23 protein-coding genes and 1 pseudogene are annotated in these 25,482 nt (G+C 44.0%); 16 read left to right on the forward strand and 8 right to left on the reverse strand.

The annotated features are described in order from the left end of the window. The first annotated feature begins 13 nt into the window (after nucleotides 1-13). The 4 genes and pseudogenes from folK to BWX39_RS03830 all read left to right on the forward strand — a co-directional run bounded on the left by folK (nucleotide 14) and on the right by BWX39_RS03830 (nucleotide 3,328). Complete coding sequence (gene folK / locus BWX39_RS03815; protein WP_028904851.1) at nucleotides 14-424, forward strand: 2-amino-4-hydroxy-6-hydroxymethyldihydropteridine diphosphokinase; 411 nt, start codon at nucleotides 14-16, stop codon at nucleotides 422-424. Nucleotides 425-815: 391 nt separating this feature from the next. After that, a pseudogene (locus BWX39_RS12380) lies at nucleotides 816-911 on the forward strand (IS982 family transposase); the annotation flags it as partial. A gap of 251 nt (nucleotides 912-1,162) precedes the next feature. After that, entirely contained in the window at nucleotides 1,163-3,118 is a 1,956-nt protein-coding gene (locus BWX39_RS03825; protein ID WP_028904850.1) for a leucine-rich repeat domain-containing protein, read from the forward strand. Continuing rightward, a complete protein-coding gene (locus BWX39_RS03830; RefSeq protein ID WP_232527367.1) occupies nucleotides 3,119-3,328 on the forward strand; it encodes a pseudouridine synthase in 210 nt (69 codons plus the stop codon). It begins immediately after the preceding gene. 148 nt (nucleotides 3,329-3,476) lie between these two features. Here BWX39_RS03830 and BWX39_RS03835 read toward each other — a convergent pair whose 3' ends face one another. Beyond that, nucleotides 3,477-3,986: a Dps family protein gene (locus BWX39_RS03835; protein WP_028904848.1), complete on the reverse strand. Its 510-nt coding sequence runs from the start codon at nucleotides 3,984-3,986 to the stop codon at nucleotides 3,477-3,479. A 313-nt stretch (nucleotides 3,987-4,299) separates the two neighbouring features. On the opposite strand from BWX39_RS03835, the gene BWX39_RS12385 reads away from it, so the two are divergent. After that, entirely contained in the window at nucleotides 4,300-4,521 is a 222-nt protein-coding gene (locus tag BWX39_RS12385) for a hypothetical protein (protein WP_076123226.1), read from the forward strand. A gap of 81 nt (nucleotides 4,522-4,602) precedes the next feature. On the opposite strand, the gene rpsO is transcribed toward BWX39_RS12385, so the two are convergent. Then, nucleotides 4,603-4,878, reverse strand: coding sequence for a 30S ribosomal protein S15 (gene rpsO, locus BWX39_RS03845; RefSeq protein ID WP_028904847.1), 276 nt, complete (start codon nucleotides 4,876-4,878; stop codon nucleotides 4,603-4,605). Between the two features lie 204 nt (nucleotides 4,879-5,082). Between rpsO and typA the strand changes: the two genes are divergently transcribed. From typA to BWX39_RS12755, 3 genes are all read left to right on the forward strand, one after another. Continuing rightward, the gene (gene typA, locus BWX39_RS03850; RefSeq protein WP_028904846.1) at nucleotides 5,083-6,885 is read left to right on the forward strand and encodes a translational GTPase TypA; all 1,803 of its coding nucleotides are present in this window, start codon (nucleotides 5,083-5,085) and stop codon (nucleotides 6,883-6,885) included. A 108-nt stretch (nucleotides 6,886-6,993) separates the two neighbouring features. Then, entirely contained in the window at nucleotides 6,994-7,683 is a 690-nt protein-coding gene (locus tag BWX39_RS03855) for a porin family protein (protein ID WP_028904845.1), read from the forward strand. Nucleotides 7,684-7,896: 213 nt separating this feature from the next. Then, the gene (locus tag BWX39_RS12755) at nucleotides 7,897-8,112 is read left to right on the forward strand and encodes a CIA30 family protein (RefSeq protein ID WP_076123228.1); all 216 of its coding nucleotides are present in this window, start codon (nucleotides 7,897-7,899) and stop codon (nucleotides 8,110-8,112) included. A 283-nt stretch (nucleotides 8,113-8,395) separates the two neighbouring features. Here BWX39_RS12755 and BWX39_RS03865 read toward each other — a convergent pair whose 3' ends face one another. The 3 genes from BWX39_RS03865 to BWX39_RS03875 all read right to left on the reverse strand — a co-directional run bounded on the left by BWX39_RS03865 (nucleotide 8,396) and on the right by BWX39_RS03875 (nucleotide 11,268). Continuing rightward, the gene (locus BWX39_RS03865; RefSeq protein ID WP_028904844.1) at nucleotides 8,396-9,880 is read right to left on the reverse strand and encodes a BspA family leucine-rich repeat surface protein; all 1,485 of its coding nucleotides are present in this window, start codon (nucleotides 9,878-9,880) and stop codon (nucleotides 8,396-8,398) included. A 186-nt stretch (nucleotides 9,881-10,066) separates the two neighbouring features. After that, a complete protein-coding gene (locus BWX39_RS03870; RefSeq protein WP_028904843.1) occupies nucleotides 10,067-10,555 on the reverse strand; it encodes an S-ribosylhomocysteine lyase in 489 nt (162 codons plus the stop codon). Between the two features lie 14 nt (nucleotides 10,556-10,569). Further along, the gene (locus BWX39_RS03875; RefSeq protein WP_028904842.1) at nucleotides 10,570-11,268 is read right to left on the reverse strand and encodes a 5'-methylthioadenosine/adenosylhomocysteine nucleosidase; all 699 of its coding nucleotides are present in this window, start codon (nucleotides 11,266-11,268) and stop codon (nucleotides 10,570-10,572) included. Nucleotides 11,269-11,366: 98 nt separating this feature from the next. Between BWX39_RS03875 and BWX39_RS03880 the strand changes: the two genes are divergently transcribed. Continuing rightward, nucleotides 11,367-13,880: a YfhO family protein gene (locus tag BWX39_RS03880; protein ID WP_028904841.1), complete on the forward strand. Its 2,514-nt coding sequence runs from the start codon at nucleotides 11,367-11,369 to the stop codon at nucleotides 13,878-13,880. A 118-nt stretch (nucleotides 13,881-13,998) separates the two neighbouring features. Here the strand turns inward: BWX39_RS03880 and BWX39_RS03885 are convergent, their stop codons facing one another. The 3 genes from BWX39_RS03885 to BWX39_RS03895 all read right to left on the reverse strand — a co-directional run bounded on the left by BWX39_RS03885 (nucleotide 13,999) and on the right by BWX39_RS03895 (nucleotide 17,728). Continuing rightward, the gene (locus BWX39_RS03885; protein WP_028904840.1) at nucleotides 13,999-14,448 is read right to left on the reverse strand and encodes an HU family DNA-binding protein; all 450 of its coding nucleotides are present in this window, start codon (nucleotides 14,446-14,448) and stop codon (nucleotides 13,999-14,001) included. Between the two features lie 388 nt (nucleotides 14,449-14,836). Continuing rightward, complete coding sequence (locus tag BWX39_RS03890; protein ID WP_028904839.1) at nucleotides 14,837-16,258, reverse strand: hypothetical protein; 1,422 nt, start codon at nucleotides 16,256-16,258, stop codon at nucleotides 14,837-14,839. Between the two features lie 588 nt (nucleotides 16,259-16,846). After that, nucleotides 16,847-17,728, reverse strand: coding sequence for a hypothetical protein (locus BWX39_RS03895; protein ID WP_028904838.1), 882 nt, complete (start codon nucleotides 17,726-17,728; stop codon nucleotides 16,847-16,849). A gap of 187 nt (nucleotides 17,729-17,915) precedes the next feature. Here BWX39_RS03895 and BWX39_RS03900 point away from each other — a divergent pair, with 187 nt between their 5' ends. The 7 genes from BWX39_RS03900 to BWX39_RS03930 all read left to right on the forward strand — a co-directional run bounded on the left by BWX39_RS03900 (nucleotide 17,916) and on the right by BWX39_RS03930 (nucleotide 25,213). Next, nucleotides 17,916-18,467 carry a DUF1599 domain-containing protein gene (locus tag BWX39_RS03900; protein WP_028904837.1) on the forward strand — a complete coding sequence of 184 codons (552 nt, stop codon included), beginning with the start codon at nucleotides 17,916-17,918 and terminating at the stop codon, nucleotides 18,465-18,467. After that, on the forward strand, nucleotides 18,460-20,580 hold the full coding sequence (locus BWX39_RS03905) for a BT_3928 family protein (RefSeq protein WP_028904836.1): 2,121 nt from the start codon (nucleotides 18,460-18,462) through the stop codon (nucleotides 20,578-20,580). Before BWX39_RS03900 ends, BWX39_RS03905 begins: the two co-directional genes overlap by 8 nt. 79 nt (nucleotides 20,581-20,659) lie before the next feature. Beyond that, the gene (locus tag BWX39_RS03910; protein WP_004362068.1) at nucleotides 20,660-21,325 is read left to right on the forward strand and encodes an SPOR domain-containing protein; all 666 of its coding nucleotides are present in this window, start codon (nucleotides 20,660-20,662) and stop codon (nucleotides 21,323-21,325) included. Nucleotides 21,326-21,570: 245 nt separating this feature from the next. Next, entirely contained in the window at nucleotides 21,571-22,164 is a 594-nt protein-coding gene (gene folE / locus BWX39_RS03915) for a GTP cyclohydrolase I FolE (RefSeq protein ID WP_028904835.1), read from the forward strand. Between the two features lie 45 nt (nucleotides 22,165-22,209). Further along, nucleotides 22,210-22,962 carry an exodeoxyribonuclease III gene (locus BWX39_RS03920; RefSeq protein ID WP_004362072.1) on the forward strand — a complete coding sequence of 251 codons (753 nt, stop codon included), beginning with the start codon at nucleotides 22,210-22,212 and terminating at the stop codon, nucleotides 22,960-22,962. A gap of 5 nt (nucleotides 22,963-22,967) precedes the next feature. Then, nucleotides 22,968-23,726, forward strand: coding sequence for an SGNH/GDSL hydrolase family protein (locus BWX39_RS03925; RefSeq protein ID WP_028904834.1), 759 nt, complete (start codon nucleotides 22,968-22,970; stop codon nucleotides 23,724-23,726). A gap of 8 nt (nucleotides 23,727-23,734) precedes the next feature. Continuing rightward, complete coding sequence (locus BWX39_RS03930; protein ID WP_028904833.1) at nucleotides 23,735-25,213, forward strand: MBOAT family O-acyltransferase; 1,479 nt, start codon at nucleotides 23,735-23,737, stop codon at nucleotides 25,211-25,213. The last annotated feature ends 269 nt before the right edge of the window (nucleotides 25,214-25,482 follow it).

Here is a 25,482-nt window from a genome sequence, read left to right on the forward strand (position 1 = left end):
CAGACAAACAAAGATGCAGCACACAGTGTATCTTGGGTTAGGCTCTAACCTTGGCAACCGCAAGGCAATCTTAAACGAAGCTATTTCTCTTATTCAGAATAGAGTAGGAGAGGTCGTTCGGCAGTCGTCGTTCCTCGAAACCGAGCCTTGGGGATTCGAAAGTCCTAACAATTTCCTCAATGTTTGCCTATGTGTAGATACGCAGCACGCACCCCGTCAGCTGTTAGAAACCACGCAAGCCATTGAGAAAGAAATGGGACGTAGCCATAAAACCGTTAATCGCAAGTATCAAGACCGCATCATTGATATTGACATTCTGATGATAGACGACCTTAAAATCAGTGAACCCGACCTCAAGGTGCCACACCCTTTAATGGAAGAACGCGACTTTGTGATGATTCCTTTAAAGGAAATTATACCGTAAACGATTATTTTTTCACATTAATATAATGTGAGTTCGGCATAAGAAAGCAGGTTAAGCAAGCTATCTCACAGATGTTTTCTAAGCAAGTTCTCTAATGAAACAGTGAGCGTTCTTTCGTTTAACTTTGTAAAGATAATTCTCTTAAAAAGTGATAACTGCACTTTGGCATTGCGAAAGCGTAGGTTTTGCAATGTAAAACCTACGCTTTTACCGTGCAAAACCTACGCTTTTGGAACGCAAAACAATAGGTTTTGTAATGCGTTGATAACAAGCAAATTAGTCAATAGATGTACTTTTGAAGAATGTTTACATTTTTGTTGTCTGTTTTCTCTCTATAAAACGAGGAATAGAGAGGCAACAGTGTGAGAGTATAAAGGGTATTTATTGTTTCTTTAACAACTTTGCAACAAATTTGATAGCTTATAAACTATTGCCCAAGAAACCGTCTATGAACATTGAAATCATTGCCAAAAGCAGGCTCATTGCACAGGGAGTATATCGAATTCATGTTATGGGAGATTGCAAAATCGAACTCTTTATCTTGTTTTTATAAAATATAGCCCCCATTTAAAGCATGTTTTTGTGTTAAATAAACAAATACTAAAGTTAATAAACGTTAATTAGGGGAGGGTAAAAATAAATAGTATTACCTTTGTAAAAAAATTAAAAGGGATGGCTTGTTTTGATATTTTACTTACTGAATTATAATTAAATAAGATAGACAGAAACAATTTATATATGAAGAAAATTTTATTTTTATGTATTAGCTTGCTAATACTCGGTAATGCTAAGGCAGAGCTTAAGCATTCTACAGCTGCTGATGGCACTGTTACACTTACATTACAGCGAACAGGAGATTTAAAAGATGGCTACAATGGATTGCCGGAAACAGTTAAAAATGCTACCAAAATGGTGGTTGTTACGCAGAATGGAGCACAGATAAGTTCTGAAGATGCGTATTTCTTGTTTGGTAGTTGGAATTACCAAAATCAATTTCCTAACATTCTAAAACTTGATTTGGAAAATGCTAAATTAATGAATGATGCTGATTTGCAATGGTTGGGAATGATGTCAAAGTTAGAATATCTTACTTTTCCAAAGACTACAAAAGAAGTACCTACTCAATGTTTGGTTAGTAAACGAAATAATTGTATCAAGGAAGTTATTTTCCCTGATAACTTAGAAAATCCTGATGAAGTTGTGAATATAGGGGTTCAAGCATTTCAACAATCAAAGACATTAGAAAAGATAATCTTTAAAAAAGGTGTTGGCACAATAGGTCGTCAATGCTTTGCACAATGTACAGCTTTAAAAAATGTAGAGTTTTATAATGGAACAAAAACGATAGATGCACAGGCATTTAAAGATTGTTCTAAGTTGGAAGATATAGTATTACCCGAAGGATTGGAAGAAATTAAAAAAGGTGCTTTTCATGGTTCGGCAATAAAGACTATTCGTTTGCCAAATTCACTTAGGTATATTCGTGAACAAGCATTTGGGTTATGTTATGAATTAAAAACAATAACAATTCCTGCTAATGTTGAACTTATAGAGAAAACTGCTTTCCAACAGAATTACAATCTTTCAGATGTATATGTTCTTGGTACAGAAACAAAATGTGCCGAACAAGGATTTGAGCCTATTAATACTCAATGGTACACGTACAATGGTGCAGGAACTGGAGAAAAAGTAACAAGAAAAGATTACCACCCTTACGATGAAACGAAAATGAAAACACGTACTGTATTTCATTATCCAAAAGCCGCTTATGAAAAATATGTGAATGAAGACGCAAGAACATTAGGAACTTCTTCTAATACCCGAGCATACACGACAGGTGAATATGGACACAAATGGGCAAAAATAGAAGACGGAAGATACAACAATGGTAACAATTCAAATACCTATCCCGAGTATAAAGGCTGGCAAGACTTTATGCTTATTGGGGGCGAAGTAAAAGAAGAAAGCTGGGAAGATATGAAAGGCGATAAGTGGTATACGATGTGTTTTCCATTCGAAATGACTCGTGAGCAATTGGAAAGTGCATACGGTGCTACTGTTGAAGTTGTTGAGTTCTCTGGTGTTAAAGTTGCCAAAGACAAGAAGAATAATAAAACCATTAAGTTAGAATTTAAAAAAGTGGTAGAAGGAAGTACGAAAGCTCACCACCCTTATATGATTCACCCAGGATTTCATACTGGTGATAGGAAAGGCGTACTGTGCACTATTACAGGTGTTGATATAAAGAAAGCAAAAGAAAACGAAAAGGCAGACTTATTAAAGAAGGTTTCCTTTGAAGCTGATGGTGTTACTTATACGTTCGTAGGCAATTATGATGATAATAAGCAACTGGTAGAACACTCTTATTATTATTACTCTGGCGACGATGAAAGTAAGTATAAAAACAACTTTTATAAAACAAAAACAACTGCTGGTACGAAGTGGTCGAAGTATGCAGCTTGCATTCTTCTTACCAAAGACGATGGAGTAAAGGCTAAGGTTGCTATTGAATATGCTGACAACGAAGCAGATACTCCTACCAAAATAGGTACAATATCAGTGGTTGCCGATGTGCTTAAGGACAATAGGATATATAATATCAATGGACAATTGATAAATTACAACGTCCAGAATATGGATAAACTTCCTAAAGGTATCTATATTATTAATGGTAAGAAATTTGTAAAACAATAAATGATAAAACTTTTATTTAAAATGAAGAAAAGCTATATTGCTACACAGACCAGTATTATATATGTGGAAAGTGAAACCGTTTTGGCGGGTAGCGGAGCTCAAGCCGGTGCAAGTGTCGGTGGAGAAGGAAGTCCAAATGAACAAAATCAAGATGAAATTCACGAAGGTGGTCCTGGTATAGCAGGTGCAAAATGGACTGAATTTGAGTAATCAGATAGATAATAATTATAATAGGAAAGCGATGCAGGTTATTACCTTACATCGCTTTTTCTGTAAATATTTAATCTTATATAATTCAAAAAGGTATGTCGAAAAAACGACATACCCTTTTGAAATTTAATCTGTATATTCTTGTTGCTTACTTCTTTTCGCAACCACAGTCGCCTTTGTGGTGGTGTTCAGCAAAAGCGAGGAGCATCCAAACAGTCTTTTCCTGTGCTGCAATGTAGCCCGTCATAAGGTCGGCAGTTACGTCGTCGTTTGCTTCACCTGCCAATGCGATGAGCGCACGTTCTTGTGCAATGAGGTTCTTGAAGTAGCCTAAGATGTGCTCCATAGCCTCTTTGCCACATTCTACCTTGCCAAGTTCCTTGATGGTTGCTATCTTCAGGTACTCGCTGAACTTGCTTTCGGGTGTGCCACCCAGCTGCAGAATGCGCTCTGCAATTTCGTCTACGTGTGCAGCAGCACTGTTATACATTTCTTCGTACTTCTCGTGCATAATGAAGAAGCTGTGTCCTTTTACGTTCCAGTGGAGGTTGCGGAGGTTGGTATAATAGATTTGGAAATCTGCCAACAACTGTGCAAGTGCTTCTCTTACTTTGCTTACCTTACTCTCTTCTAATCCGATAAATTCTAAATTCTTCATACTTTTTCCTTTTAATTTGTTGTTATTTGTATCGTTTTCTGATGCAAAGATAGGAAACATTTACTTAGTCTCCAATCGGTTTTATCTATGTTAATATAGTTTTAATCTATATTAACGAGTAACTATCAGATAACAAACAGTTTATAAAAATAAAAGAAAAGAACAGATATTGCTTTTTATTTTGAAATACTAAAAAACTGTTGCACAAAGTGCTCAGCTAAGTTAAGGTAATATATAGAATATGTAGGAATAACTTGTTTTATGGTCGAAAAGAAGAGAATAACTATGTAAATATTTTTCGCAGGTGTAACTGTTGTATAACTTGCTATGCCTCAGTGTATTACAAAACCTATTGTTTTGCGTTCCAAAAGCGGCTGTTTTGCACGGTAAAAGCGTAGGTTTTGCAACGCAAAACAGCCGCTTTCGCAATGTCAAAACGCAGTTATCACTTTTTAAGGGAATTATCTTTACAAAACCAAAGGTGTTTTTCGGTATTTTTCTTGAGCGAGAAAAAGAAAACCAACTCAATCGATAACTATCGGCTAATCATAAGTTGGACATAAAAAATCCCTACAAACAGCGATTGTTTGTGGGGATTTGTATGCTTTCTGAAACCTTATCGACGAAGGCCGAGTTTCTTAATGATTGCACGGTAACGCTCGATGTCGTGTTTGTACAGATAGTCGAGAAGCGCACGACGCTTACCTACAAGACGAGTAAGTGAACGAGTTGTAACGAAGTCCTTGTGGTTCTTCTTAACGTGTTCTGTCAAGTGCTTGATGCGATAGGTGAACAATGCGATTTGGCTTTCTGCTGAACCAGTGTCCTCTACCTTCTGTTCTTTGCCGTACTGGCTGAAGATTTCTTCTTTCTTTTCTTTGCTTAAATACATTTTACTTTGTTGATTAATGTTGTTTGCAATTACATCTTTCCATTGTAAAAGCCGCCTTAATCGTAACGGCTCACAATGTCAAATGCATCGGTATTTCCGAAAGTGCGCTGCAAAGTTACAACATTTTATTTATTCCACAATACTTTTACGATTATTATTTGTAATTTTGCACCCACAATTGAGTGTGGATTTAAGACATAATAAATGCAAGATATTAGGAACATCGCAGTAATTGCGCACGTAGACCACGGTAAAACAACGCTGGTAGACAAGATGATGCTCGCTGGAAAACTCTTCCGTGACGGACAAAACAACAGCGACGAAGTGTTAGACTCCAATGACTTGGAGCGCGAACGAGGGATAACAATTCTCAGCAAAAACGTAAGTATCAATTGGAAAGATACTAAAATAAATATTCTTGATACACCGGGGCACTCCGATTTCGGTGGCGAAGTAGAACGTGTGTTGAATATGGCAGACGGCTGTTTGCTGTTGGTAGACGCCTTCGAAGGTCCTATGCCGCAGACACGCTTTGTGCTTCAGAAGGCTCTGCAATTGGGTTTGAAGCCTGTTGTGGTAGTGAACAAGGTGGACAAACCTAACTGTCGCCCTGAAGAAGTGTACGAAATGGTGTTCGACTTGATGTGCGATTTGAACGCTACGGAGGAACAGTTGGACTTCCCCGTGGTATATGGCTCGGCAAAGAACGGCTGGATGAGCGCAAGCTGGAAGGAGCAAACCGAAAACATAGATTATCTTTTAGACTTAATCGTCAAGGCTATTCCTGCGCCACGCCGATTGGAAGGTACGCCGCAGATGCTCATTACATCGTTGGATTTCTCAAGTTATACGGGGCGAATTGCTGTCGGTCGTGTGCATCGTGGCACATTGAAAGACGGTCAGAACATTACGATCTGCCATAGAGACGGCAGCAAGGAACGCACAAAGATTAAGGAACTGCACACCTTCGAGGGTATGACGCACCGCAAGACCGATGCTGTCGGCTCTGGCGATATATGTGCCATCATCGGTTTGGAGCATTTCGAGATTGGCGATACCATTGCCGATTACGACAATCCAGAAGCTTTGCCACCCATTGCAGTGGACGAACCAACGATGAGTATGCTCTTTACCATTAACGATTCGCCTTTCTTTGGAAAGGAAGGCAAGTTCTGTACGTCGCGCCACATAAGCGAACGCCTCGACAAAGAGCTTGAAAAGAACCTCGCCTTGCGTGTTTCGCCCGTAGAAGGAGCCATGGACAAGTGGCTTGTGAGCGGCCGTGGCGTGTTACACCTATCGGTTTTGGTGGAGACAATGCGCCGTGAGGGCTACGAATTGCAGGTGGGACAGCCACAAGTAATATACAAGGAGATAGACGGACAGCGTTGCGAGCCTATCGAGGAACTTACGATTAACGTTCCCGACGAGTTCTCAAGCAAGATGATTGATATGGTAACACGTCGCAAGGGCGAACTCTTGAGTATGGATACAGAGGGCGACCGTGTGAACATAATGTTTGAAATACCTTCTCGTGGTATAATGGGACTCCGCACAAACGTGCTTACTGCAAGTCAGGGCGAGGCGATTATGGCGCACCGTTTCAAGGAATATCAACCTTTCAAGGGCGAAATCACACGTCGTACCAATGGTTCTATGATTGCTATGGAGAACGGAACGGCATACGCTTACTCTATCGACAAGTTGCAAGACCGTGGCAAATTCTTCATCGACCCGGGCGAAGAGGTTTACGGCGGACAGGTTGTCGGCGAGCATGTGCACGAGAAAGACTTGGTTATCAACGTAACAAAGGCGAAGCAACTTACCAATGTGCGTGCGTCAGGCTCTGACGACAAGGCGCGCGTGATACCGAAAGTGGAGATGAGCCTTGAAGAATGTATAGAATATATAAAGGTAGATGAGTATATCGAAGTAACGCCGAAGAGCATTCGTATGCGCAAGATACTGCTCGACCACCTTGAGCGTAAGCGCGAAAGCAAGGAGTAAACACTTTCTTTATTATCCCTGCCTATTCGGTTGTAGAACTGAAAAAGCCAGCCTATAATATAATAATAAGGTGAAAAGGTCGTTTTATAAGTAAAATAAAACATACTTATGAGACGACTTTTTTTATTATCTTTATTTGTGCTTTCTGTATTCGCAGTACAGGCACAACCTAAGTGGGGAACGTGGTCGGTAGTACCACACGTCGGCGTTAGCTTTGCTAATCTAACCAATGAAGCTATCGGTGTTGCAGATAACAGAATTTCGCATTCGCAGACGAGGATAGGTTTCTCGGGCGGTGCAGATGTATATTACCAACTGACAGATAAGTTGGCGTTGTCTGGTGGTGTTGCTTATACACAGGCAGGTTGCAACTTTGAGGACGTACCTGCCGACCTGTCAGCAAGGAGTGGCACCGTGTTCCATGATTCATATTTCAATCTTGGCTATGTTGATGTTCCATTGCTTGCTCATGTTTATGTATCGAAAGGCTTGTCGTTCTCGGTTGGTTGTCAGCCATCTTTCCTTACAAAGGCTACATCGCACACTGAAATGCAAGGCTATGAAACGGACGGAAAGGGTGGAATAAAGTACGATAAAAATGAAGTTAGTGAAGGTAGTGCAAAGTATTTGTTCAAGAAAACCGCCTTTTCCATACCTGTTGGCTTAAGCTACGAATATGAAAACGTGATGCTGACGGCTCGCTACAATATCGGACTTTCAAAGGTTTACAACCACGATTTAAGCGATAGTAAAAACAAAATCATTACAGTATCGGTAGGATACAAGTTTAATTTGTAAAAGGAAACAATAAGAAACGTGAGTTTGATGTAAGAATTAAGCAGTATATTGTTTATCAAGGCAATGCCAAGAAAGAATTGATTATGATTTGATATGCTGATAATCGAAAAGAAGTGAAGTATCTTCGTCCTTATATTCTTACACTGAACTCACGTTATTTTATGAGGGAAAAGAAGACGATAAGAGTGTAAATATTTTTCACAAGCATAATTATTGCATAACACTCTATACGTCAGCGTGTTGCAAAACCTATTGTTTTGCATTCCAAAAGCGGCTGTTTTGCACGGTAAAAGCGTAGGTTTTGCATCGCAAAAGAGCCGCTTTCGCAATGTCAAAGCGCAGTTATCACTTTTTAACGGAATTATCTTTACAAAGTTAAACCTAAAAACCCTCATTATTCTATTAGAGAAGAACGCCAAAAATACCTAAGAGATGCCTACTTGAACTGCTTTCTTATACCGAACGCACATTAACAACAAACCGCCTTGGCAGAGCTGCCAAGGCGGTTTGTTGTATTGTCTAAACTGTATCTTCCTTTTGTTTCTTTGAGTTTAGAAACCATTGAAACAGTTGCCGAATAGAGGCTTTTGCCGTAACGGAGTTACTCCCAATCGTCGTAACTACGTTGCTCTGTTGGTCGTAACTTCGTTGCGATGAATGCCATAACTCCGTTACGACAAACGGTGTTGTTCCGTTACTTGTCTCTTGTTTCCTATTTTATAACCTTGCGTATTGTGCCGTCGCTCATACGAACGATATTTACTCCACGCTGCAATTCCTTCTGTTTCTTGCCATTGACAGAGTAAATAGTTCTTACGGTAGCGTTGTTCGATGACATGCCTGCCGAAATTCCCGATGGTGTTTTTCTTGTGAAATATCCCGTATCGGGGTTTGCCATCGACCCATCGGTTTTGTTCTTGTCGTATGCCACTGCACCTTTGAGTTTCTCGCAGAAGCTGAACATATCCTTTGCAGTGCTGCAATTCCATGCATCATTGCAGTAAATGGTGGTCAGAGACTCGCAATGGCTGAACATTTCGCTGAACGACACTGTACCTTTCGTGTTGAAATTTGTCAGGTCGAGCGAAGTCAGTTTCTTGCAGTTCCGAAACATACTCCTCATATGGATTACTTCCTTTGTATTGAAACTCGAAATGTTGAGGGTGGTCAGACTGATGCATCCGTCGAACATATTATCCATAAAACCAACTTTAGCCGTGTTGAAGTTTGATAAGTCAAGCGATTTCAGACTGCTGCAACCACGAAACATATTTGCCATACTGGTTACGTTAGTTGTGTTAAAGCTTGATAGGTTGAGCGAAGTCAGGTTTTGACATTCATTGAACATCTCTCCCATGTTTATTGTATTTGCCGTATTGAAGCTCGAAAGGTCAAGTGCGGTTAGGTTTGAGCAAGCCCTGAACATATTGCCCATACGGGTAACTTTTGCTGTATTGAAGTTTGAAAGATTGAGCGATGTCAGTTTGGTGCAACTCATGAACATCTCTTCCATATCGGTTACGTTCTCGGTGTTGAAGTTCGAGACATTAATCGAGGTCATATTGGCGCAGACAGAGAACATACTGCTCATATTTCTTACGTTCTTCGTGTTAAAACTTGAAAGATTGAGCGAAGACAGTGCTTTGCAGTTGAAGAACATGTGCCTCATGTTGGTTACGTTCTTTGTGTTGAAACTCGATAGGTCGAGCGAGGTCAGAGCAATGCAGTGCATGAACATCATGCTCATGTTGGTAACGTTTGCCGTGTTGAAGTTCGATAGGTCGAGCGAGGTTAAGGAAGTGCAAGCAAAGAACATTTCCGTCATATCGGTTACTTCAGACGTGTTGAGATTTTCCCAACCCGTGATATTCTTCAAGGCTCTGCAATCGCCAAACCAACAACGTGTGGTTGTCGGGCGGTAGTTTTTGAACGATGTATCGAACACGACCGTAGTAGTCCATGTATTATTAGCTTCGGGAACTCCTGCCCAAGCCGGGCATCTGCCTTGGTATCGGGTTTCCTTAATACCATACACCGTACCCGTTCGGCTCGATTTCTGTGCGTCGTAATAGAACGTGAGCGTTGCGCCGTCGTCGCTTACTACGACATACGCTTCGTTCTTTTGTGCCTGCGTCGGTAGTGCTGCCATCAGCATTATTGCTATGGCAAACAATGAGAAAAGTAGTTTTGGTTTCATAGTCGTATTTTTTTATAATTAGTTAGACAAATTACCCCCGTTTGCCTCATACAATGGGACGGAACGGGGGAAATGTTTATGAACGCTTTTGTCAGTGGTAAACGATATCTTTCCGTTCAGTTGCAAATATAATTCTTTTTTTTTAAGAACCACAACAATTTGAAAGGTAAAAGTTTTTTTTTCTTATTATTCTTCGCGGAACGGATATATAAGGTTGTCTTCGGTAATCTTATTCAATACCTCGTCTACGAATTTGCGACTTTCCCAGCGCGCCATCGGCAGGTCGTGAAGCAGATAGTTGCCGCAATCCTTAGGTGCTGCGCCTGGTATTTCGCCCTCGAACGAAGCGACAAACTCGAAAGTACGACGCATAAGGTCTACTATCTCTGCCGACTTCAGGTCGCCTTTCAGTATCAAGTAGTTGCCCGTCAGGCAGCCCATAGGTCCCCAATAAACCACACGTTCTTTCCATTCGGCATCGTTTCGCAGGTAGGTTGCCGCCAAATGTTCTATGGTATGGAGCGCACCGATGTGCAATGCAGGTTCTCGGTTGGGCTCTTTCATACGAATGTCGAAGGTTGTTACTACTTCGTTGCCTACACAATCCTGTCGGCTGACGTAGATACCACGCAGCAAACGGTCGTGGTCGATGGTGAAAGAAGGTATCTTGTCCATATTGTTCTTTGTGTTTAAAGTGTGTTGATAAAATGCTTTGTAACCTCGAAACTGCCTTCGGCAACCTTGCTCCAGAAGTCGTAATACATACTCGCATCGGTGTCTTTGAGCGGAATGTCGCTGATGACACGGAACGAAACGAAAGGCATGCCATATACATAGCATACCTGCGCAATGGAGCAACTCTCCATATCGACTGCCGTTGCTTCGGGAAAATCGTTCATGATAGACTGCATTTTCTCTTTCGTCGTAACGAAATAGTCGCCGCTGACCGTAAGTCCAGCCTTGATGGTGAAGTCGTTTCCGTCCTTCGTATTGTTCAGCGAAAGTGCTTTCTCTACCAGTTCCGCAGGCGTTGCATAGCGTGCAGGCATACCCATAATTTGCCCTTTGGCGGCTTCGGTGCCACACGAAACATCGTGATAGACACACTCCGTAGCCACCACCACGTCCATAACGTTCAGCGTAGTGTCTGCTCCGCCCGCACAACCGCTCGAAACTACGAGGTCGGGCTTGTAGTTGTTTATCATTTCCACTGCGCCAATGGCAGAGTTTACCTTACCAATGCCACACTTCTGCAACACTATTTCCTTGTCGCCAACCTTTCCAAGCACAAACTCCTTGTGGTTGCGACACACCGTTTCCGTATGTTCGAGAATGGACTTGAGTTGTGTAAACTCCTTGTCCATTGCCACAATAATTCCTATTTTCATACTGCAAAGGTACGAAAAAGTTAGTAGCAGGCAGTTGTAAATAACGAGTTTTTTGTATCTTTGCACGCATATCACGAAAGAATTAAATAGAAATAGATATGAATACTTTGAAGAAATGTCTGCCCGATGCGATTGTTGTCGCACTCTTTGCAGTAATCTCTTTTGCTTATTTTTTAGTGCCTGTATCGCAAGGCAAGATACTTTTCCGCCACGATTCGCAAGCAGGTGTGGGTATGGGACAGGAACTTACCGAGTACGAACAACGTACTGGCGAGGTAACACGATGGACAAACTCGCTTTTCAGTGGTATGCCGACCTATCAAATATCGCCTGCATACAGTTCCACCGATGGACTTTCGGCAGTTATGGCAGCCTATCATCTTTGGTTGCCCGACTATGTTTGGTTCCTCTTTGCCTATCTCTTGGGCTTCTATGTCCTGCTTCGTGCGTTTAACTTCCGCCAGTCGTTGGCTGCATTAGGCAGTATTTTGTGGGCATTTTCTTCCTATTTCCTTATCATTATCGCCGCCGGACACCTCTGGAAGGTAATGGCATTGGCTTATCTTCCGCCGATGATAGCAGGCGTGGTGCTGGCTTATCGGGGCAAATACCTGTGGGGCTTCATCGTTACAGCGGTGTTCACAGCCTTTGAAGTAAAAGCCAATCACGTGCAAATGACTTACTACTACCTCTTCATCGTGCTGTTTATGGTGGTTGCCTACCTTGTGCAAGCCATTCGTGAAAAGCGTTTGCAACACTTCCTGAAGGCTTCAGGCGTACTCGTAGCAGCGGCATTGATAGGTGTAGCCATCAATATTTCGAACCTATACCATACTTGGGAATACCAGAAAGAAAGTATGCGCGGCAAGAGCGAACTGACAAAAGCCAACAGTGCCAACCAAACCAGTTCGGGACTCGACCGTGATTACATTACACAATGGAGCTACGGAGTAGACGAAACCCTGACGCTGCTTGTGCCAGACGCTAAGGGCGGCGCAAGTGTTCCGTTGAGTCAGAACGCAACGGCAATGGCAAAAGCCAATCCCGAAGTGCAAAATATGCTGCCGCAACTCTACGAAGCAGTGCCACAATATTTCGGAACGCAACCTGGTACGAGCGGTCCAGTCTATGTGGGAGCCTTCGTTCTCTTCCTCTTTGTGTTGGGCTTGTTCATTGTTAAGACTCCGTTGAAGTGGGCATTGTTGGCAGCAACCATTCTTTCCGTACTGCTTTCGTGGGGGCACAACTTCATGGGCTTCACCAATTTCTTCCTCGACTATGTGCCGATGTACGCTAAGTTCCGCACCGTAGCCAGCATATTGGTAATAGCAGAGTTTACCATTCCGTTGCTCGCAGCTCTTGCCTTAAAGCGCATTGTGGACGAACCGACGGTGCTGACAAAGAACATGAAGTTTGTTTATGCCAGTCTTGCGCTTACCGCAGGTGTAGCCCTCGTAATGGCATTGATGCCAAGTATGATGGGACCTTTCATATCAGAGCAAGAGCGTCAGATGCTTTCAGGCATTCAAGGTATGACACCCGATGTTCAGAATATGATGCTTTCGAGCATTGCCACCATGCGTGCTGCAATGGTAAGTGCCGATGCTTGGCGTTCAATTATCGTCATAATCATTGGTGTTGCCATGCTTTTGCTCTTTAAGGCACAGAAGATTAAGCCTCTTTATCTTATTGTTGGAATATCAGCTCTCTGCTTGATAGACCTTTGGCAAGTAGACAAACGCTACTTAAACGACGAGATGTTTGTACCTAAGAGCGAACGCGACACACCACAGCAGGCTACCGCAACCGATATGGAAATATTGAAAGACAAGGCTTTGTCGTACCGTGTGTTGAACTTCTCATCGGGCGCATTCAACGAAAACAATACGTCGTACTTCCACAAGAGCATTGGTGGCTATCACCCAGCCAAACTCCGTCGTTATCAGGAAATGATAGACAAGTACATCGCACCCGAAATGCAGGCAGCTATGCAAGCCATTGGAAGCAAGGGCGGTGTAATGTCGGAGGTAGACGGCAGAAAGGTTTTCCCTGTGCTGAATATGCTCAACGCCAAATACTTTATTGTTCCGTTGCAGGGCAATGCTACCACCCAACTTCAAAATCCGTATGCGCAAGGCAACGGCTGGTTTGTAGATAAACTTACCTATGTAGCTGATGCAAATGCCGAATACGCTGAAGTGGGCAAGATAGACGTTAGCCACGAAGCCGTAGCCGACAAGAAGTTTGAAGCCGTACTCGGGCAAACAGCAGCCAACGACTCTACCGCAAGCGTCGTGCTGACCAAGTACGAACCAAACAGTTTGACCTATACCGTGAACTCTGCAAAGGGTGGAGTGGTTGTATTCTCTGAGGTTTACTATCCCGGTTGGTCTGCTACCATAGACGGACAACCTGCCGAACTCGGTCGTGTGAACTATATTCTGCGTGCCCTGAACGTGAAAGCAGGCAAGCACGAAGTAGTGTTAGAGTTCCACCCATCGAGCATCAGTACTACCGAAACCATTGCTTATGTGGCACTTATAGCCCTTCTTCTTGCCATTTGTGCAGCCCTCTTTGTGGAATGGAAGAAGCAGAAGGCAGCGAAGGAATAAGGTATTTACAGCCATCTGATGCTATATTAAAAAACAAAAGCCACCGCAACGACCTTTCGTTACGGTGGCTTTCTATTATTGTCTTGCCGCTCTTCCGGCAGAGTGGCAGCGCCTTTCCCTATGGGTGCTCGCTCCCTCCGCCGCCCGGCGTAGTGCCGTTGTTTTCCTTCTTTTTCTTGCGCTTGGGGTTGTCCACGCTAAGCTCCACGTTCTTGGCAGCCTCGCGCATCTGCGTCTTGGGCGTGAATATAATCTTTGGTGCCTTGAGCGTTTCGGCGCACACGTCGATTTCGTTGTCTGCCATCTTCGAAGGAACATACACGCGGAACGAACCGAGGTCTCCCAAGTCTACGCTTGCACCCATCAACAGCGCATCGCGCACGATGGCGCCGAGCGAGATGAGGGCGTTCGACACGTCGCCCGCAGAGAGCGATGTCTCGCGCACGATGCGGTCGATTACCATCTTGTTTGTAAAGTTCTGTTTTGCCTTGGGGTGTGCATACCATACGGTCTGCCCTTTTTTCTTGCCAACGGTCTGTTTCTTCGACTTCACTGTAAACTCAATCATAATTTTCTCGTGCCCTCCTGTTATTCTCCCTTTCCTGTGTTCGGGAGCGTGCTTCCGAGGGCTTGGCACCTTGGGTTGAATTATTATAGTCCGACGCCCTTGCGGCGTCCTTAGTTCAGTATCTGTTGCAAGGGGTACTGAACACCTCTTTCGGTCGGTGTTCCGCATCCCTGTTTGGAGATGTATATACACCTACGGTTGTCGATCTATATACACCTACAATGGTCGGTGTATATACACCTGCGAAGGTCGATCTATATACACCTCCGATTGTAGGTGTTCCGTATCTGCTGTAGTCGATGCCATACACCTTTGGTAATCAGTCCTATATACCTCCAGCGAACAGTGTTCCGCACTTCGGTTGAGGGGTATGGAACATGGTCGGTTCCTACTTCTTCACTACCTTTCGTCCGTTCACGATGTACATACCCTTCGGCAGGTTCTCGAAGCTGCCCCTGAGGCGCATGCCCTCGAGTGTGTAGATGCCCTGCTTGGTGGCAGCGTTAGCAGTCGGGGTGTCGATGGCAGTCGGGTCTTTCTTTATCACCACCCTCTCATTTACTATATGTCCGTCCAGTGCCACGGCGTTCTGTGATGCATCGAATGCTGCCCCTGCAGGCTCGGTAATGTAGCAGCCCTTCAGAACGAGTGAGGCTAAGTCGCAGATGGAGCCTCTTCCTTTTCCTCTTCCTTCAGCCGTTACCGTGGCGTTCCTGACGGTGAGCCTCTCGATCGTGCTGCGGTCTCCTACGATGCCGTAGTTTCCCTTGACATTCACGGTGCAGTTGTCTATGATGAGCTCGGTATCGTATATACAGATACCACTGCCCTCCGAACTTTCCGCATTGAGAATGCCGCCACCAGTAATGGTCAGCGGGCGATCGGTGTAGATGGAAAACTCTTTTGAATTCAGTTCGTTGCTACCGATGACCTTTATTGTCAAGTCTTCGATACCCGAGTAGATGGCGTAGCGTCTTGCATTTATTCGGGCATCTTGCAGCGTGAGGGTCTTGGTGGCGTTGTCGTACTTCACCGTTCCGCTTACACCGTCAATCACGGAGAGGTCGTTGCAGTTGTCAACGGTCACCAGCTTATCGGTAATCATGAGCCTGTAGGCAGTTGGTGCGATGACTACCTTGTCCGTTACCAGCTTGCCGTTGAGCGCGATGCCCTTCAGTGATGAGTCGTAGTAGGCCCCTGCAGGCTCGGTGATGGTGCAGTCATCGAGGGTGAACTTCACGATGCGGCAGATAGATCCGCCCTTGCCTTCTGCCGTTACATGTGGGAAACCGCCTTTGACGGTGAGCGCGGATTTATTCTCGTTATAGTCTCCGGCAATGCCCACGCCATCGTTGTCGGTAGCCTTGGCACTGACGATGCAGTCGTTGATAGTGAGCTCGGTATGAAGCACATAGATGGCACAGTCGCCACCCACCACATCGAGGCGTGGAGCATCCTTGTAATCCCCATAATCGCCATCGATTCTGAGCGATTCATATGCGCCGATTGATGTACGGTTCGTCTCGATTTTACAGTTTCCTATCACCGTGATATCCAATTCCTGATAAGTAGAAATGCCCGGGTGAACTTTGTTCTTAATCGTGGCGTTGTCTAAGATGAGGGTATTTTTGTTGGGATTGTATCTTACCTTACCCGTTACGCCGGGGATTACGGAGAGGTCGTTGCAGTTGTCGGAGGTTACCTGCGTGCCTGCAATATAGATTTTGTATCTGGTCTGCGCCTGTGCAGTGTCTGTCCACATTGTCGCCACTATGGTGAGAATGAACATAAGTAATAGTTGTTTTTTCATAACTCTTTTGCTTTTAATATTTAATAATTAGATAAATCATTTTGTCGGGGTTGCCTGCCCTTATGTATAAGGAGGCTGATAATGCAGAAAGCCCCACCCGTATCTCCCTATAATAGAGATACAGGCGGAGCCTTCGTGGTTTCTGTTCGATTAAATATGCGAAATCCTTAAATAGCGCAAGAGCTGTTGAAGCTCTTAAATAGCCGCCCCCCCTCGAGTGGTCGGGAAAGGCGCACAGAGGGTGCGTAAAGTGTGTCTACGCCGCTGTTTTGGTGTGCTCTGCGGAGGTTTGTTGGTGTATGCTTCGTTGATAGTTTCATTGTAACTGGTTTAGAGAGCCTGATGCTTTATTTAGCTGTTCACTTGCAAAGATAGACCTTTTCTTTAAAAGTTACAAGAGATGTGAGAAGAAATACGCTGAAGTACTGAAATCGGGAGGTGCGCTCACCTCTGAAACGCACCAGGAGCTTTTGTACTTCGATTTAGAACCTTCACCTTTGCCAACCTTGCTTAGCCAAGCCGCACCCCGGTTGTGGGGTGCGGAACATAGTCGTTTCCTATAGCTTCGCTACTTATAAGCTTTGCTGCTTACTGCTTCGCTACCTTCTGTCCGTTCACGATGTAAACGCCTTCTGGCAGGTCTTTCAGCTCGTCCCCGAGACGTATGCCCTCGAGCGTGTAGATGCCCTGTTTGGTGGCAGTGTCGGCAGTCGGCGTATCAATGCCTGTTGCGCCTTTGGTAATAGTTACCCAGTCGGTTATTACCTTTTCGCCAGTGCCGAAGAGAGAGTAGAAGTTATCGTCGCCACCTTCAAATTTTTCCCAGTAGTTTCCTGCAGGAGCAGTAATGGCGCAGCCTTTGAATTCGGGCAGTTTCCCCCACATGTAGCTGATGCTGCCTATATAAATATCTTCACTTTTGCCACCACCCTTGGCACGCACGTTGCAGTTGTCGAATATCCAATTGCCGAAAGCTATTCCCACTGCGCCTCCAGTTGCCTCGATGGTACAGTTGTTCACGGTGATAGTGCCGTAGTTGAAAATACCACTTTGGTAGTATGCGTCGTTCGATGCGGTTGAGCCACTCACCTTAAGAGTGCCATCATTCGTGAACGTGAGAGCCTTGCCGTCTGCATTCCACACGCCCACGCTCTTCTCTGAAGTAACGGTGTTGTTGCCAATGAGATAAATGGTTAAACCGTCGGTTTTGTTGTCAATGCCAATTCCACTGCCGTTGTAGTCTTCGTCAGCAGTGTTGCTGATGGTGGCATTGTCGAGCGTAAGCGTCTTGGTGGCGTTGTCGTACTTCGCCTTGCCTGTTACGCCTTTAATCTTGGAGAGGTCGTTGCAGTTGTCAGAGGTAACCTGCGTGCCGGCAATGTAGAGGTCGTACTTGGTTTGTGCCTGTGCTGTACCTGTCCACATCATCGCTACTGTAGCGAGGAAGGGTAAAAACGTTTGTTTCTTCATGATTTTTTTGTTTTTAATGATTGGTGATTTAGGATAAAATAGTTTTAATTGATTCCGCCCATTTTAGTATAAGGGCGAACCAGTTGCAAATATAAATCTTTTTTCCAAGAATAGCAAGGTATTGCAAGAATGATTTTGTTAGTTCGTATATTTTCTGTATTTTTGCATTGTAAATAAGAAATCCACTATGTCAGAACAGATAAAAAAGACCGAACAGGAGTTTAAGGAAATTCTAAACGAATGCCAGTCGCTCTTCTCAAAGAAGTTGCACGACTATGGTGCTTCGTGGCGCATACTGCGTCCATCGTCGCTTACCGACCAGCTTTTTATCAAGGCAAAGCGCATTCGCTCGATAGAGATAACGGGCGAAAACCGTGTTGGCGAAAGTGTTCGGCAAGAGTTTATAGCCCTTATCAACTATGGAATCATAGGGCTTATACAGCTCGAACGTCCGTTTGTAGACACTGTGGATATAACGCCCGACGAAGCTATGGCACTCTACGAGAAGCATGCAAAGGCTACTTACGAGCTGATGCTGAAGAAGAACCACGACTACGGCGAGGCGTGGCGCGATATGCGTGTGAGCAGTTACACCGACTTTATCCTCACGAAGATAGAGCGTGTGAAGGAAATGGAAGACTTGAACGGACAGACATTGGTGAGCGAAGGCATTGATTCCAACTATATGGACATCATCATCTACGCTGTTTTTGGAGCAATAAAGCTGCATAATGGGTAAACTGAAATCGATTTTAGCAAACATCTGTCGGTTGTTGCTTGCCGCAACATTCATTTTCTCTGGCTTCGTGAAAGCCATCGACCCGCTCGGCTCGCAATACAAGATAGGCGACTATTTCGCTGCCTTGGGTATGGCAGGAAAGATACCCGAATGGGTGCAACTCATTCTGTCTATCTCGCTTTCAGGCTTAGAGTTCACGTTGGGCGTGTTGCTCTTGCTGGCTATTCGTCGCCGTTTAGTGAGCAAATTGTCGTTCGTGCTGATGCTCGGAATGACGGTCATAACGCTGTGGCTCACCATTAGTAATCCTATACAGGACTGCGGTTGCTTTGGCGATGCGATACATCTGACGAACAGTCAGACCTTTGCGAAGAACTTGGTGCTGCTCGCTGCGGTTGTTGTCGTTATGCGGTGGCCACTCTATCAGGTGCGTTTCATCTCGAAAACCAACCAATGGATAGCCACTTACTTCACAATGGCGTTCATCATCGTGGTGTCGTTGCTGAGCCTTTACCACTTGCCGTTGTTCGATTTCCGTCCTTACTACATTGGGCAGAATATTCAGAAAGCAATGCAAATACCGAAGGGGGCAAAGCCAACAAAGTATAAAACAACGTTTATTTGCACGAAAGACGGTGTTCAGAAGGAATTTGACGAGAACAATTATCCATACAACGACACTGCTTGGGTGTTTGTAGACACGAAGCAGGAGATAGTGGAAAAAGGGTACGAGCCGATTATTCACGACTTCTCAATCACCAATGAGCAGACTGGCGAAGACTTTACAGAAAAGATATTGAGCAAAGACGGCTATACCTTCTTGCTGATAGCACCTTTCCTTGAAGTAGCACAAGACAGGAATTTCGGCGACATTGAAGGTATATACGAATATGCAAAGGAAAACGGCTATGCTTTCTACGGCTTGACATCGAGCACCGAAAAGGGCATAAAACACTGGCGCGACATAACGGGGGCGGAATATCCATTCTACACTACCGACGGTACGACGCTGAAAACCGTAATAAGAAGCAATCCCGGACTCTTGTTACTGTACAAGGGAACGATAATAAACAAGTGGAACCACAACGACATTCCGAAGGTGGAAGAGCTGAACGCACCTTTGTCGCTGCTCACCATTGGGCACGAACCCGAAAGCAGTACGTGGAAGAAAATACTGACAATAGTGCTTTGCTACTTGCTGCCACTCGTGCTGCTCATTATTGCCGACCGCTTTTGGGCGTGGACAAAATGGGTGAAGAAGCGCGAGCAGTGGATTAAGGAAAAGGAGCAATGGCTCGTAAAGAATGAACAGAAAAGGAAACTTTATCAACTTTTAAAACGTAAAAGAAATATGAGAAAGAAAATTGTAGCAGGTAACTGGAAGATGAACGAAACCCTGCAAGAAGGTGTTGCATTAGCAACAGAAATCAATAACGCTTTGAAGACAGACAAGCCTAACTGCGATGTTGTAATCTGCACTCCTTTTATTCACTTGGCAAGCGTTGCCAACGTGTTGGACAAGGACTTGGTAAAGCTTGGTGCAGAAGACTGTGCCAACAAGGAAAAAGGTGCCTACACAGGTGAGGTTTCTGCTGCAATGGTAAAGAGTACAGGTGCTGAATATGTTATTCTCGGACACTCTGAACGCCGTCAATACTATGGCGAAACAGCCGAAATATTGAAAGAAAAGGTAGAATTGGCACTCGCAAACGGCTTGAAGGTTATTTTCTGCTGTGGCGAAACGTTGGAAGAGCGTGAGGCAAACAAGCAGAACGAGGTGGTGAAGGCTGAACTCGAAGGTTCTGTTTTCCATCTTGGCGCAGAGGCTTGGAAGAACATTATCCTTGCTTACGAGCCAATCTGGGCTATCGGAACAGGAAAGACTGCTACATCTGACCAAGCAGAGGAAATGCTTGCATACATTCGTTCAATCGTAGCAGAGAAGTATGGCAAAGAGGCTGCCGAAGATACAAGCATTCTTTATGGTGGTAGCTGCAAGGCAAGCAATGCACCTGAATTATTCTCAAAGCCTAATATTGATGGTGGTTTGATAGGTGGTGCTTCGTTGAAAGCTGCCGATTTCAAGGGTATCATCGATGCTTGGAAGAAGTAAAAACAAATAAACGAAAAGTCCTGCGAGCTGCTAACCGTAAGCGGTGGCAGCTCTTGGGGACTTTATAAAAACAAGAAAAATGAAGAAATTCCTTACCATATTGGTCGTCGCACTCCTTAGCTGTCTGGCTGTTGGTGCACAAGGTACTGTTACTGTAACGCAGAGTGAGGATATTGACGCGTTGGTGAACGGAAAGAAAAATGCTAAAGCGAACAAGAAGAAACCACAACCGCAGCCACAAGGAGCGGTGAAAAAACTAACTGTACCTTCGGCAGTTATTCCACGAGTAGAGCCTCGTATCGAAGCACCGACACCATCTCCAGCACCGCGCACTGCGTCTACGCGTACGAAACTTGTACGAAAGAAGGTTCGCCGCCCACTTATCGACCCCACTGATGGTACTACAATCAGGCAAACGGTAACGAAACGTGTGGCAAAAGGTGTAAGGAAAGTAAGGGGATTTCGCGTGTTGGCTTATTCAGGAGGCAATACAAGAGAAGCCCGAAAGGAAGCTGAAAGATGGGGACAGAAGGCTAAACAGATATTACAAACAGAGCCCATATACGTTCATTTCTATTCTCCTCGCTGGATGTGTCAAGTAGGAAACTTCACAAACTACGAACAGGCGCAGAAGGTAATGAGGAAGTTGAAGAAGGAAGGATTTACCCATGCCAACATTATCAGAACGATGGTAACGATAGAAACAACTGAAGTGCTTGGCGATGCATACGGAATGGATTACTAATCTGCTTCATTCTCAATTGCCGAACGGGTACTTTTAATCAGTCGACTAATTTGGAAAAACAGTCGACCAATTAAAAAAATCAGTCGACTGATTTTATTCTATCAGACGAGTGGGTAGCTTTCACCAGACAGTCGAATAATCCTTAACCGACGAATGAATAGGTATCACCAATCGGGTAAGCTCGTCTTAAATGACAGAACAAACATTATTATAAGATAGTTTTATAAGATTTATCAAGAACAACAATGACATCAAATATAGAATTCCGCGAAGGTCTCGACGAACTCGCAGGACATTACCGACACGTATTGCAACTTTTAGGAGAAGACCCCAGCAGAGAAGGACTTGAAAAGACACCTATGCGTGTGGCAAAAGCGATGCAAGTGCTGACACGAGGTTATACACAAGACCCACACAAAGTGCTTACCGATGCACTGTTTGCTGAAAAATACGACCAAATGGTAATTGTAAAAGACATCGATTTCTTCTCTATGTGCGAACACCATATGCTGCCTTTCTACGGCAAAGCGCACGTTGCATACATTCCCAACGGATATATTACAGGCTTGAGCAAGGTTGCACGCGTGGTAGATATATTCAGTCATCGTCTGCAAGTGCAAGAAAGATTGACGCAACAGATTAAGGATTGCATACAAGATACATTACACCCACTCGGCACAATGGTAGTGGTAGAGGCGAAACACATGTGTATGCAGATGCGTGGCATAGAGAAACAAAACTCTATTACAACAACAAGTGCGTTCAGCGGAGCATTCAATCAGGCGAAAACGCGTGAGGAATTTATGAATCTTGTGCATTCTGATACAATGCGAATATAAAGAGGGCAATCCAAACAGAATAAAAACAAAAGAAACACTACGAATATGAAGTTTATTTCATGGAATGTAAACGGTCTTCGGGCTTGTGTTACAAAGGGATTCAAAGAAAGTTTTGCAGAGATTGATGCAGATTTCTTTTGCTTGCAGGAAACAAAGATGCAGGCAGGACAACTCGATATAGCCTTCGATGGTTACGAGTCGTATTGGAATTATGCCGACAAGAAAGGTTATTCGGGCACGGCAATCTTCACGAAGCACAAGCCTTTGAGTGTTTCTTATGGATTAGGAATAGACGAACACGACCACGAAGGTAGGGTTATTACGCTCGAAATGGAGAAGTTCTACCTTGTTACGTGCTACACTCCCAATGCGCAAGACGGCTTGAAGCGATTGGATTACAGAATGCAATGGGAAGACGACTTCCAAGCATACGTAAAACGATTGGACGAGAAAAAGCCTGTAATAGTGTGTGGCGACTTGAATGTTGCACACGAGGAAATCGACTTAAAGAACCCTAAGACGAACCGCAAGAATGCTGGCTTCTCCGATGAGGAAAGAGCAAAAATGACGCAGTTTCTTGGAAACGGCTTCATCGACAGTTTCCGAACGCTTTACCCAGAGCAGGTTACTTATTCGTGGTGGTCGTACCGTTTCAAGGCAAGAGAGAAGAATGCAGGGTGGCGTATCGACTATTTCTTGTTGTCGAACCGTCTGCGCGAGCAGCTTGTCGATGCTAAAATACATACGGAAGTGTATGGCAGCGACCACTGTCCTGTCGAGGTTGAACTGAATTTGTAGGCAGAGTGCGCGAGCAAAGCAAGATTCTTCTGCTGTTGGTTGTCGTATTGGCAATCGTCATAGGCTATGCAGTTGTGCCAGGGGAAGTGTCTTTTGGCAAGTTCTCGCTAAAGAAAATCAACCTTACACAACTGCGAAAAGCTGATAAAACCGATTCGGTTGCACTTGCTAAGCGAAAGGAAAAGAAGCTGTATAGGCGCAATCAGACGTTTTTATTCATAGGCGATTCAATGGTAGAAGGCTTGTCTCGACGACTCGGCGACTATGCAAAGGAGAACGGACACAAGCTCTATACCGTTATTTGGTATGGTTCTACCACCGAAAAGTGGGCAAATTCGCAAACGATAGAGCATTTCATAAAGCAGTATAAGCCTACTTACATCTTGCTTTGCTTGGGTAGCAACGAGCTTTTCATTAACGATTTAGATGCAAGAGAGGCGAATATAAAGGCGATAGTAGCGAAATTGGGCAACTATCCTTACGTTTGGATAAGTCCTGCGAGCTGGAATGGCGACACAGGAATTATCAATTTGATGAAGAAGCATACGAAGCAAGGTTGCTTCTTTGACAGTAGAGGACTGAAATTGAAGCGCGGTCCCGACCGTTATCACCCAACTTGGAAGGCTGCTGCGTTGTGGCTGAACAAGGTTGCTGCATTTATGGGAAGTTCAAAAGCGGCTTATCCCGTAGTGTTGAAAACTCCAAAACAATACCATAAGGCAACGAATACAAAACTCTTACAACCTTCTTTCAAGGGATTTTAATAGGATAAATGATAGATTTACAGCAGACAACAAACGCATTGCTTTCCTTTTTGACTACCCCAAATAAGGATTGGTCGTTCTGCACGCTGTCGTTTATGGTTGCCTTTCTTGTGTTTTTTGCGGTTTATCTCTATATAAACCGTTATAGAAAGGCGTGGCTGAAAGCCTATGTCGTACTTTTCGGATTGCTTTTTGCCTATAAAGCGAACGGTGCTCTGATGGTTTTGCTGCCCATAACAACATTACTTTCGTGGTTCCTGACCAAGAAGATGATGCGGTTACGGCGTGGAAAGCCACGCAGAATAGGGCTTTCGCTCGTTATCCTGATTGAACTTTTACCGCTGCTTTACTATAAGTACACCAATTTCACGCTCGATATTTTAAATCATCTGCTGCAAAGCAATTTCGCGCCTTTGCAGCTGTTGTTGCCCATCGGTATTTCGTTCTATACCTTCCAAGCCATTAGCTACACGGTTGATGTGTATAAAGAGCGTTTCCCAAAGGCGACGGGTTTGCTGGAATACACCTTTTATCTTACTTTCTTTCCGTTGCTGATAGCAGGTCCAATTACACGTGCCAAGATTTTAATTCCGCAAATAGACGCACCGCAACCAAACAATAAGCAACTCATAAATACGGGTCTGTGGCTCATTATCTGTGGCTTGCTGAAGAAAGCATTGGTAGCCGACTACTTGGCGCAATATAACAATTGGATATTTGCAGACCCATTGGCTTACACGGGTTTCGAGAACTTAATGGGTGTCTTGGGCTTTACCTTGCAAATCTATTGCGATTTTTCGGGTTATAGCGATATGGCGATTGGCATTGCAGCACTTATGGGCTTCCAGCTGCCTAACAACTTCAACTCTCCGTATCAGAGTCTGAATCTGACGGAGTTCTGGCATCGTTGGCACATCACGCTTTCGCAATGGTTCCGCGATTATGTTTATATACCATTGGGTGGAAACCGAAAAGGCGAGTTAAAGACCTATCGGAACACATTTATAACAATGATAGTGGCAGGGTTGTGGCACGGTGCATCGGGTATGTTCGTGTTGTGGGGAATCCTGCACGGTATTGGTTTGACAATCCATAAGTTCTTCCAGAACAGGGGCTTTAGCAAAGTTCCCAATACAATATATGTGAAAGCTATTTGTTGGACAATAACTTTCACATACATATCTGTTGCTTGGGTGTTCTTTCGTTCGCAAGACCTTAGCACTGCTTTCAGTATAATTGGTAAGATTACTACCGACTTGCATTTCGTAGATGTTCAGAATTTCATCAATACACGCTTGCTTTGGATAATGCTGTTGGCTGTCAGTCTTGAACTGCATTCTATTCGTCAGAGCGATTACAAGTGGCTTCAACAGAAGTTCATCTCGTTGCCGTGGGTGGCAAAATTAATGATATTCTTGCTTGTTTTGCAGCTTGTTATCAATTTTAGTCAGAACAGTGTGCAGCCCTTTATATACACTCGGTTTTAAGAGTTCAGTAGTTTTGTTTTGTAAAAATAATTCTGTTAAAAACTGATAACTGCGTTTTGACATTGCGAAAGCGGCTGTTTTGCAACGCAAAACCTACGCTTTTACCGTGCAAAACAGCCGCTTTTGGAACGCAAAACAATAGATTTTGCAATGCGTTGATAGAGAGTAGGTTACGTAATAGATACTCTTGTGAAAAATATTTACACCTTTCTTGCTTCTTTTCCACCTATATAATAAGGTGTGTAGTGGCAACAATGCAGAGAACTAAA

It is taken from the genome of Prevotella intermedia ATCC 25611 = DSM 20706, assembly GCF_001953955.1.
In the GTDB taxonomy this organism is placed as follows: domain Bacteria; phylum Bacteroidota; class Bacteroidia; order Bacteroidales; family Bacteroidaceae; genus Prevotella; species Prevotella intermedia.

Coding starts and splice junctions, on each gene's coding strand:
- BWX39_RS03900 (WP_028904837.1), top strand. CDS start 17,916: ATGTCAGAACAGATAAAAAAGACCGAACAGGAGTTTAAGGAAATTCTA.
- folE (WP_028904835.1), top strand. CDS start 21,571: ATGACATCAAATATAGAATTCCGCGAAGGTCTCGACGAACTCGCAGGA.
- folK (WP_028904851.1), top strand. CDS start 14: ATGCAGCACACAGTGTATCTTGGGTTAGGCTCTAACCTTGGCAACCGC.
- BWX39_RS03855 (WP_028904845.1), top strand. CDS start 6,994: ATGAGACGACTTTTTTTATTATCTTTATTTGTGCTTTCTGTATTCGCA.
- BWX39_RS03890 (WP_028904839.1), bottom strand. CDS start 16,258: ATGAAAAAACAACTATTACTTATGTTCATTCTCACCATAGTGGCGACA.
- rpsO (WP_028904847.1), bottom strand. CDS start 4,878: ATGTATTTAAGCAAAGAAAAGAAAGAAGAAATCTTCAGCCAGTACGGC.
- typA (WP_028904846.1), top strand. CDS start 5,083: ATGCAAGATATTAGGAACATCGCAGTAATTGCGCACGTAGACCACGGT.
- BWX39_RS03920 (WP_004362072.1), top strand. CDS start 22,210: ATGAAGTTTATTTCATGGAATGTAAACGGTCTTCGGGCTTGTGTTACA.
- BWX39_RS03865 (WP_028904844.1), bottom strand. CDS start 9,880: ATGAAACCAAAACTACTTTTCTCATTGTTTGCCATAGCAATAATGCTG.
- BWX39_RS03835 (WP_028904848.1), bottom strand. CDS start 3,986: ATGAAGAATTTAGAATTTATCGGATTAGAAGAGAGTAAGGTAAGCAAA.
- BWX39_RS03910 (WP_004362068.1), top strand. CDS start 20,660: ATGAAGAAATTCCTTACCATATTGGTCGTCGCACTCCTTAGCTGTCTG.
- BWX39_RS03885 (WP_028904840.1), bottom strand. CDS start 14,448: ATGATTGAGTTTACAGTGAAGTCGAAGAAACAGACCGTTGGCAAGAAA.
- BWX39_RS03825 (WP_028904850.1), top strand. CDS start 1,163: ATGAAGAAAATTTTATTTTTATGTATTAGCTTGCTAATACTCGGTAAT.
- BWX39_RS03895 (WP_028904838.1), bottom strand. CDS start 17,728: ATGAAGAAACAAACGTTTTTACCCTTCCTCGCTACAGTAGCGATGATG.
- BWX39_RS03880 (WP_028904841.1), top strand. CDS start 11,367: ATGAATACTTTGAAGAAATGTCTGCCCGATGCGATTGTTGTCGCACTC.
- BWX39_RS03905 (WP_028904836.1), top strand. CDS start 18,460: ATGGGTAAACTGAAATCGATTTTAGCAAACATCTGTCGGTTGTTGCTT.
- BWX39_RS03870 (WP_028904843.1), bottom strand. CDS start 10,555: ATGGACAAGATACCTTCTTTCACCATCGACCACGACCGTTTGCTGCGT.
- BWX39_RS03830 (WP_232527367.1), top strand. CDS start 3,119: ATGATAAAACTTTTATTTAAAATGAAGAAAAGCTATATTGCTACACAG.
- BWX39_RS03875 (WP_028904842.1), bottom strand. CDS start 11,268: ATGAAAATAGGAATTATTGTGGCAATGGACAAGGAGTTTACACAACTC.
- BWX39_RS03930 (WP_028904833.1), top strand. CDS start 23,735: ATGATAGATTTACAGCAGACAACAAACGCATTGCTTTCCTTTTTGACT.